Origin of the sequence: Streptomyces sp. NPDC057654 (assembly GCF_042800135.1) — a bacterium.
Classification (GTDB): Bacteria; Actinomycetota; Actinomycetes; order Streptomycetales; family Streptomycetaceae; genus Streptomyces.
In genome coordinates this window covers 1-5437 of the sequence record NZ_JBHVHQ010000600.1, presented here as the reverse complement: position 1 = coordinate 5437, position 5437 = coordinate 1, and the positions used below count along the sequence as shown (strand labels likewise).

Annotated in this window: 4 protein-coding genes; all 4 read right to left on the bottom strand. The window is 66.9% G+C overall.

Going from position 1 to position 5437, the window contains the following annotated elements:
• Positions 1-56: 56 nt before the first annotated feature.
• On the bottom strand, positions 57-308 hold the full coding sequence (locus tag ACFU99_RS31610; RefSeq protein WP_384398545.1) for a hypothetical protein: 252 nt from the start codon (positions 306-308) through the stop codon (positions 57-59).
• Positions 309-759: 451 nt separating this feature from the next.
• Positions 760-1200, bottom strand: coding sequence for a hypothetical protein (locus ACFU99_RS31605; protein ID WP_384398543.1), 441 nt, complete (start codon positions 1198-1200; stop codon positions 760-762).
• Between the two features lie 1276 nt (positions 1201-2476).
• A complete protein-coding gene (locus ACFU99_RS31600; protein WP_384398541.1) occupies positions 2477-3259 on the bottom strand; it encodes a hypothetical protein in 783 nt (260 codons plus the stop codon).
• Between the two features lie 383 nt (positions 3260-3642).
• Positions 3643-5437: AAA family ATPase (locus ACFU99_RS31595; RefSeq protein ID WP_384398540.1), on the bottom strand; the 1795-nt coding region annotated here is incomplete at its 5' end.

Sequence of the window (5437 nt, the reverse complement as noted above, 5' to 3'; positions counted from 1 at the left end):
ACCCCGGACACCGCGCGCTGCCCAGGCGCGCGGTCGTTTATCAGCGGCGGCTCGGCTCATTTCTCAAAAGATCCCGAGCGTCGGTCGGGGCCATGGGCGGCAACATTGCCGTCATCGAGATCCCAGGGGCAGGCCACGACGAGGGACCCGGCGGGATCGGCCTCTACCAGGCCAAGCATGAGGCCCAGTTCGCGCAGTTCATCGGTGCTCCGGACATGAGCGGTGAGGGTCGCTCGGGCCGCGGCGGCGAGTTCCCGGGCTCGCTTCCGCTGCTCCTGGAGGAGGGGCTCGGGGAGCGTGGTGGACATGGCTGTTCTCCCTTACGGGGGGGAAGAGGCGGAGCTGTGGACCATGGCGCAGCAGAACCGGCAAGCAGGCCGGGTACACAGGGCGATGAGAGGGGCCGTGGGCAGGGCGAGGCGGCGGGGAGCAGCCTGTCGTTACTCGGCCGCGGTGACGGTGGTGTTCGCGGAGGCCAGTTGCCCGGCCAGCAAGCGCATCTGGGTGAGTTGCTCGGGGGCGCCGTCGCGCCAAGTGGTCAGGGGGCGGTACCCGGGTAGTCGGTCGAGCCGCTGTTGCCCCTGGTCGGCTCGGCCGTGACGGAGGCACTTGCTTTGCCGGTTTCTTCACGGCGTTGGAGTGTCTCAGTTGCAGCAACGTGAGCTTGTTGATTCCCACACTCACGAGGTAGAGGGCCCTTGGGGGTGAGGTCTTCGGTGTGCGGGATTCCGGCCCCGCTCCCCATCGGACTGGCACCGGTTAGCCGTCGGTCCGGTCGGTCCGGGCATAGTTGTGGGAGTTGTCGCTGACCGGGTAGTCGGTCGGCTCGGCGACGGGCGCACATACCCAGGTGCTTACTGGGCCGGGCGTCTCCTGCTGGCCACTGAGCCACCGGTGGACGTCGGACTCGACCTCGAAGAGGTCGCCGTCCTCGTCCTCGGCGTAGAACACGGAGTTTCCGCCGAACCTGTAGGCGTCGGCGTAGTCCCACACGCAGACCAGGTAGGGGCCTCCCTTGCCATAGATGCGGCCGAAAGCGGTCCGGATGTCGTCCGGGGTATAGCCGTCCCCGAACCTGCCGTGCAGGTCGGCGATCCAGGCCGGCAGTTCCAGCGAAGAAGCCGCGCCGGACGGGAGGGGGCGGGCACCTGTACTGGGCCCGCCGGCCGTGAGATTGTCGCGCTGCGGTGTGCTTGTCATCGTGAGTCATTCAGTTCGCTGAGGTTGTTGGTGTGGGTGCGGCGGACATCGTCGACGGCCTCGGCACAGTCGGCACTCTGATCCAGGGGTCGGGTGACCAGACGCCGTGCGACGCTGGTGATCTCACATCTCACTAGTCCCAGCCCCTTCTGGGCACGCGGTCCACCGTCATGTCGTCGGCGAGGGGGTGGAGAGGTAGAGCCGCGCGCAGGGCCTGCCCGTACCGGGGAGGGCATCGGTGGTCTGATTCCGAGCGATGGCCGGCCAGGAACCCTCGTCGCCGTCCCGGTGGGCCGTGATCTCTCGCGGTCAGCCCCCCAGGAGGGCGATGTCCGCCGCAGTACCCGGCCGAATCGGTCGGGGCATGCGGGCCTGCAAGTACTAAGAGGGCGGTGTCACTGGTGATGTCGGAGTTGGCGGACTCGTAGAAGGTGCTGTCGTCTTCTACGGTGTCGGACAAGTAGGTGGCTCCCCAGCCCTGGTGCTTGTTCGGGTGGTAGCCGATCTCGCTCTCCCGGGCACCGACGCCGGAGATCGTGATCCAGCCTTGGTCACCGACAGGGACAGCGATGTGGTTACCCAAGGAGTCCTTGTCTATGCAGGCGCGGATGCCCGCGCGGCTGAGGGCGTTGAGCAGGAACCTTCCGGCCGAGGGGGCGGGCCGGCGAGTAGTCATAGTCTGGGTCCTTTGGTCGTGTGAAGGTGCGGCAGGGCTCTGTGCAAGGTTGGGCACAGCACAGCAACCGGCCTGGTACGTCCGCTCCGGGCCGGTTGCGCGGTGGGGCCAGGGGCGGTGAGCATCGGGCCCCGTACAGCACGGGCGGGGGCGCCGGACGGAGACGGAAACCGGGCGGAGGGCAACTGCGGTGGTGGCCGGGGCTCGGCTGCAAGGGGGGCGGTACAGGAACGTCCTTCCGGCCCCACCGACACTGACACGGGCGGGTCAAACCCCGCAGCCTCTACTGGTCGGCCGGACCTCAGCGGCCCGCGCAGAAGCAGGTACGAGGGGCGGGCCGGCGCTGGTGCGCGGTCGCCACGCTTCTCCTGCACCGGGAAGTTCTCACTCGGTGTCTGATCCGTTCCCGTCAGGGCCGTCCTGAGCACCAGTTCGGTGGTTGTCTCGATGTGGATCTCGCTGGTGCCGTGATAGACGATCGTGGCGCCGTCGTCGTCGGTCCCGGTGTAGGGCGGGAGGTCAACGTCGTGGTCCAGATCTCCGGTGCCGTAGATGCGCCGGGCGCAGTCGGCCGCTGTGCAGCGCCAGCCCCTCTCCCCCTCAGCGTCGACCGGCTCCGGCCCTGTAGTCGGGGCAGCGGGACGGCGACCATTCCTGCCAGGCCGACAGGCCGCCGATTCGGTAGCGGTCGTCGGTGCCGGGCCGGATAAGGCGGCCCGGGCGGCCGGGGTCGGCTCGCAGACGGGGATCGGAGGCGATGAGCAGCGTGTCGTGCAGCCAGTCGCAGGCGAGGTAGCGGCCGACGGGCGTGTGTGGCAGGTCGGCTGCGAGTTGCTCGGCTGTGGCCCGGGTGATGCTGATGGCCTGCCACGGGCCCCAGGTGCGGGGAACGGGCAGCGCCTCATACGGGCCGTGTTCACCGTCGTCGAGGGCGAACAGGTCGGGCAGGAGCGGGGCGGTGCCAAGGGGCGGGAAAGAGGCGGCGATGTCGGCTCGGATGATGGCGACGGGGATGTTGCGGAAGACGACGACGCAGTCTGCGGCGTCGTCGGCGGGGGCCAGGCGCACGTACCGGTCTGTGATGGCGCCGTGGGGGAGGATGTCCTCACACGCCCCGCACTCTGCGGGGCAGTTGCCGGAGTCGCTCGGGTGCGCGGTGAATGCCTCGGGAACATGCTCGGTGTAGCGGATGCCGGGGCCGTCGGTGAAAAACGCGGCGACGACATCGCCAGCACCTACTTGGTGGGCGGGGACGACGGCGAGGTGGGCACGGTCCATGCCGTCGGGCAGAGGCCGGTAGCGGTCGGTAAGGGTGGGGGCGGGGCGCTCGGTGAGCACGAACTGGTCGGTACTGCCGGGCAGCGACAGGGTGCGCTCGGGCACAGGCGGGGCCTCCTTCAGGGGTCGCGGGCCGTACCGGCCGGGCGGACCGGTGACCGGGCGGACCATAAAGGGATGCCGGACTGCTCCTGGGGGCGGCTCTCGTCGCTACAGAGGTGACAGGGGCCAGAGTTAGCAGAAGATGCGGCTGTCAGGCGGGGGGCAGTCCCTCCAGCCGCTTGACAGAGTCGATGCTTGGCTGTCGAGGGACTTGCTGCTCGTCTCCTCCCCGTCCCGGAGGTAGCGCTCCTCCGCATCCTGGACGGAGTCGGCGAGCAAGGCGCGTCTCGATCTCTTTTCCTTCACATGTGTTCAGCCTCCTTAAATCATGCGGGTTATGGAGCTACGGTCCTCATCAGGTTCACAAAGGGGGAGCAGGCCGCTGCTCAGTCGTCCGACGGAAATGCTGCGGCTGTGCTGCCGCTCTGGGCGACGAGCAGGTGGTCCTCGATCCAGATGCGGACAGCCTTGCGCGCCGGCCGCGCACCCTGGGAGTCCACGTAGGTGGCTTCCTCGATGGCGCGCAGTTCGTCGTCGGGCATCGAAACAGGCAGTGCCTTGGCCAGCCTGGGCTTGGCTTCGACGATCCGTTCACGCTGCCGCGCGTAGTCGGCGGCCATGATCTGCCGGTAGGTCTGCCGGTCGATGGGGTTGAACCCCACGACCAGCGAGAACCGGCCCAGCAGTTCGGCGTCGAAGAACTGCTCCAGGGTCTTGTTGAGGCTTTGGTTGGAGATGGTCTTCGGGTTGTTGCCGAAGCCGATCATCTTGCCGTCGAACGAATCACGGGCAGCGTTGGTCGTGCAGATGACCAGAGCCTTGGAGAAGTCCAGCATCTTGCCGTGGGAATTGCGGATATAGCCCTCGTCGAACGCAGAGAGGAACAGACGCTGCACGGCCTCGTCGGCCTTCTCGAACTCGTCGAGCAGGATCACCCGGTGGGGGTTGGATTCCAGCGTGTCGAACGGGAGCTCCCGGTTGGAGTCCGATCCGATGTAGCCGGGGGGCGCGCCGATGATCTTCGACGTCGACCACGGGTTGTGGTATTCGGTCATGTTCAGAATGATCGGCTCGGTGTTGGTCGTCTCCTTGGCGATGAGTTTGACCGCTTCGGTCTTACCCACACCTGAGGCCCCGGCGAACAGCCAGGTCGTGGGCGTCCTTGTCGGGAACAGGTTGAGCTCTTCGCGGGCCAGACGGTCCGTGAGCTTGCCGAGTACGTCGTCCTGGCCCTGCAGGCGGCTGATGAGCGTGGCACTCAGCGCGGCGACGTCGAGGTCCTTGCGCTGGACGTTTCCGGTCATTAGGCGTTTGGCGACATCGAGCACACGGGTGCTCGTCAGCGGCACCTGGGGGATGGACCGCAGGGACTGTGCAAGTGCTGTGTCGCCGGCGTTCTCGGCCTGAACGATGAGCCTTTTCTGCTCCAGGACCCGATCGGCCATCGCCCGGTCGAGCAGGGTGATGGCGTTGTCCGGGCGGTGCTGGCCTGCTCTCGAGTTCGTTTCGGCGATCTGCACTACCGAGGTCAGGACATCGTCGGAGACTCCGATCTGATGACGGTAGTGCGCTATCAGACCGGGGCGGACCGTGGTCAACACGGCCAGCGTCTGCTCCATGCTCAGCTCGTCGACGATGAGCCGGGTGAAGCGGCGGGCAAAGGCAGGGTCTTCGTCGAAGGCCCGGGACTCCGTGCTGGTGGTCGCACCGATGACGGACATGTCACCCCGGGCCAGGGCCGGCTTGAGGATCTGCGAGATCTTGCGGCCGGTCGAATCGCCGTGGCTGCTGGAACCGCCGGTGATCTGGTGGATCTCATCCATGAACAGGATGGCTTTGTTCTGGGGATCCGAGGCGAACTCGACGATCGCCTTGACCTTCTCCTCCAGCGCGCCGACAAAGCCGGTCCCGGCGATGATGTTGGCGATGGGCAGTTCGTAGATCGTGTGATCCTTGAGCTGGTCGGGAATGAGGATGTCGCCGAGCGCGATGCGCCGCGCGATATCCTCGACGATCTTGGTCTTGCCGACGCCGGCGGAACCCACCAACAGAACGTTGGGCTTCGTCTTGCTGATGATGACCGAGAGGACCTGCTCGATGAGCGTGTCACGGAACATGGTCGGATCGGCGTTCTTGAACTTCTCGTTGTAGTCGATGAGGAGCTCCGTGACGTCATCAGCG

What these genes read in the sequence shown, in the direction of transcription:
- ACFU99_RS31605 (WP_384398543.1), bottom strand. Translation starts at nt 1,200, where the DNA reads ATGACAAGCACACCGCAGCGCGACAATCTCACGGCCGGCGGGCCCAGT.
- ACFU99_RS31610 (WP_384398545.1), bottom strand. Translation starts at nt 308, where the DNA reads ATGTCCACCACGCTCCCCGAGCCCCTCCTCCAGGAGCAGCGGAAGCGA.